At 75.1% G+C, this 3,019-nt stretch carries 3 protein-coding genes and 1 pseudogene; all 4 read left to right on the top strand.

Annotated elements, in window-relative coordinates; translation table 11 throughout:
* A partial coding sequence (locus D471_RS0100560; protein WP_017596827.1) for a DUF4129 domain-containing protein occupies positions 1–326 on the top strand: 326 nt, incomplete at its 5' end.
* On the top strand, positions 323–1,525 hold the full coding sequence (locus tag D471_RS0100565; protein ID WP_017596828.1) for a DUF4350 domain-containing protein: 1,203 nt from the start codon (positions 323–325) through the stop codon (positions 1,523–1,525). The genes D471_RS0100560 and D471_RS0100565, both read left to right, overlap by 4 nt.
* A gap of 56 nt (positions 1,526–1,581) precedes the next feature.
* Positions 1,582–2,565, top strand: coding sequence for an AAA family ATPase (locus tag D471_RS0100570; RefSeq protein WP_017596829.1), 984 nt, complete (start codon positions 1,582–1,584; stop codon positions 2,563–2,565).
* A pseudogene (locus tag D471_RS0100575) lies at positions 2,565–3,019 on the top strand (DUF11 domain-containing protein); the annotation flags it as partial. The gene D471_RS0100570 and the pseudogene D471_RS0100575, both read left to right, overlap by 1 nt.

Here is a 3,019-nt window from a genome sequence, read left to right on the forward strand (position 1 = left end):
CCGATCACCGGGCCGCCGCCGAGCGGCACGAGGCCGCCGGTGAGTTCGCCGCCGCGGTGACCGAGCGGATGCGCGCCATCAGCGTCGCGCTGGAGGACCGGGCCGTGATCACGCCCCGCGTCGGACGGACCGCCACCGAGTTGGCCGCGGAGGCCTCGGCGGTCCTGTCTGGCGAGTCGGACGGCCTGGCCGAGGGGGCGCGGATCTTCAACGACGTGGCCTACGGCGACCGCCCCGCCACCGCCGACGCCGCCCGGGTCCTGCGCGAGCTGGACGCGCGACTGGAGTCGGCCCGTCCCGCCCAGGCCGGGGAGGAGGCCCGGTGACCGCCCCCGCCCGGACCGCGCCCCCCACGCCCCCGGCCCCCCGCCCGGAGTCCGCCGAACCGGGCGGCGGCGGGATCGCCCGGCTGTGGCGCTCGGTCCGCACACCGCTCATCCTCCTCACCACGTTCGTCGTCGTCGCGGTCCTGCTCTCGCTCGGCGCCGAGCGGTTCCCCGAGGGGTACCTGGAACCGGGGAGCGTCTCCCCCGACGGGACGCGGGCCCTGGTACGTCTTCTGGGGGAGGACGGCGAGGTCCGGATCGCGCGTTCCTCGGCCGACGCGGCGGACGCCGTGTCCGGTGCCGGTGACGACGTCGTCCTACTGGTCTCGCTGGACCACCGGCTGCTGCCCGAGGAGCTGGACCGGCTCGCGGGCCTGGACGTGGACACCGTGTTGGTCCAGCCGTCGCTGTCCGCACTGTCGGAGTTCGCTCCGGGGGTGGACGTCACGGGCCGGATCGACGACGGTGCGGCGCTGGCCCCGGCATGCGACCTGCCCGGCGCCGTCGCGGCGGGCGAGGCCGGTGTCGGCGGCGAGCTGTACACCGCCCCCCGGAGCACCGAGGCCGTGGGCTGCTACCCGTCGGCGGCGGGCGACGCGCTGCTCCAGGTGACCGAGGACGGGACGACGACCACGGTGCTGGGCACGGGCCTGCCCCTGACCAACGGGGCGCTCGCCGGTCACGGGAACGCGGCTCTGGCGCTCAACCTGTTGGCCGCGGACGAGGTCGTGTGGCTGCGACCGGACACCCCCCGGGTGGGCGGCGACTCCAGCCTGTGGGAACTGCTCCCGTCGGGGGTGCGGTGGTCGGTGGTGCCGCTGGTCGTGGCGCTGGGGCTGCTCGCCGTGTGGCGCGGACGCCGGATGGGCGCGCTCGTGCCCGAAGCGCTGCCGGTCGTCGTGCGTGCCGCGGAGACCACCGAGGGCCGCGCCGGGCTGTACCAGTCCCGCCGTGCACGGGGTCGCGCGGCCGACGCGCTGCGTCGGGGGTTCCGGGAGCGGGCGGTGCCCAAGCTCGGGCTCGACCCGGACGCCTCCCCGGAGGCCGTCGTGGCGGCCGTGGCCGCACGGACCGGCGACGACCCCGCACGACTGCGCGCCGTGGTCTACGGCGATCGGCCCGACCCGTTCACCGCCGATGACCCGTCGTTGGTCCGGCTCGCCGACGAACTGGACGAACGCACCCGGAAGCTGCGGTGACCCGGGCAGAACGGGCCCCGCGACAGACCATCGAGGAATCGAGAGAGGTAGACGGCGTGAGCGCCTTCACATCCGAGGCACTGCCCTCCGCCGACGAGGCGAGAGCGGCCCTGACCGCCCTGCGCCGGGAGGTCGGCAAGGCGGTCGTGGGCCAGGACGAGACGGTGACCGCTCTGGTCGTGGCCCTGCTGTGCCGGGGCCACGTCCTGATGGAGGGTGTGCCGGGCGTGGCCAAGACACTGCTGGTGCGCACCGTGTCGGCCGCCCTGTCCCTGGACCACAAGCGGGTGCAGTTCACCCCGGACCTGATGCCGGGGGACGTGACGGGTTCGCTCGTCTACGACCAGCACACGGCCAAGTTCGAGTTCATGAGGGGCCCGGTCTTCACCAACCTGCTGCTGGCCGACGAGATCAACCGGACCCCGCCCAAGACGCAGGCGTCGCTGCTGGAGGCGATGGAGGAACGGCAGGTGACGGTCGAGGGCGACCCGGTGGCGCTGCCGGAGCCGTTCATGGTCGCCGCGACGCAGAACCCGGTGGAGTACGAGGGCACCTACCCGCTGCCCGAGGCCCAGCTGGACCGGTTCCTGTTGAAGGTGACGATCCCGCTGCCGGAGCGCGCGGCCGAGGTCGAGATGCTGGGCCGCCACGCGGCCGGTTTCGATCCGGGCGACCTGACCGCCGCCGGGGTGACTCCGGTCGCCGGGGCCGCCGAGCTGCGCGCCGCCCGGTTGGCGGTGGAGCGGGTCCGGGTGGCGCCCGAGGTTCTGGGTTACATCGTGGACCTGTGCCGGGCGACCCGCCAGTCGCCCTCGCTCCAGCTCGGGGCGTCCCCGCGCGGGGCGACGGCGCTGCTGCGGACCAGCCGCGCGTGGGCATGGCTGACGGGACGCGACTACGTGACCCCGGACGACGTGAAGGCGCTGGCCAAGGGCACTCTGCGACACCGGATCTCGCTGCGCCCGGAAGCCGAGCTGGAGGGCGCGACGACCGACGGGATCCTGGACGGTGTGCTCGCCTCCGTCCCGGTGCCGCGCTGATGGCGGTCACCGGACGGGCGGTCGTCCTCGCGGCCCTCACGGTGGCCGCGGTGGCGATCTCGGGGGTCATGGGCGCCTGGGTGACCGCGATCGCGCTGGGCGTGCTGATCGCGCTCCTCGTGGCGGACGTGGCCCTGGCGGCGAGCCCGAAGGCGATGCGCCTGTCCCGGGAGGGGGACACGACTCTGCGGTTGGGTGACTCGGCGACGGTGTACCTGACGCTGACCAACCCGACCCGGCGCGGATTGCGCGGGAGGGTGCGCGACGCCTGGCCGCCGAGCGCGAACGCGGGTCCGCGGACCATGCCGGTGCGGGTGGACGCGGGTGAGCGACGACGTCTGACAACCACGCTGACCCCGACCCGACGCGGCGACGCCCGCGCGGCCGGGGTGACCGTGCGCAGCATCGGTCCGATGGGACTGGCGGGCCGCCAGCGGACGCTGTCGGCGGAGTG

Origin of the sequence: Nocardiopsis lucentensis DSM 44048, from assembly GCF_000341125.1 — a bacterium.
GTDB lineage: Bacteria > Actinomycetota > Actinomycetes > Streptosporangiales > Streptosporangiaceae > Nocardiopsis > Nocardiopsis lucentensis.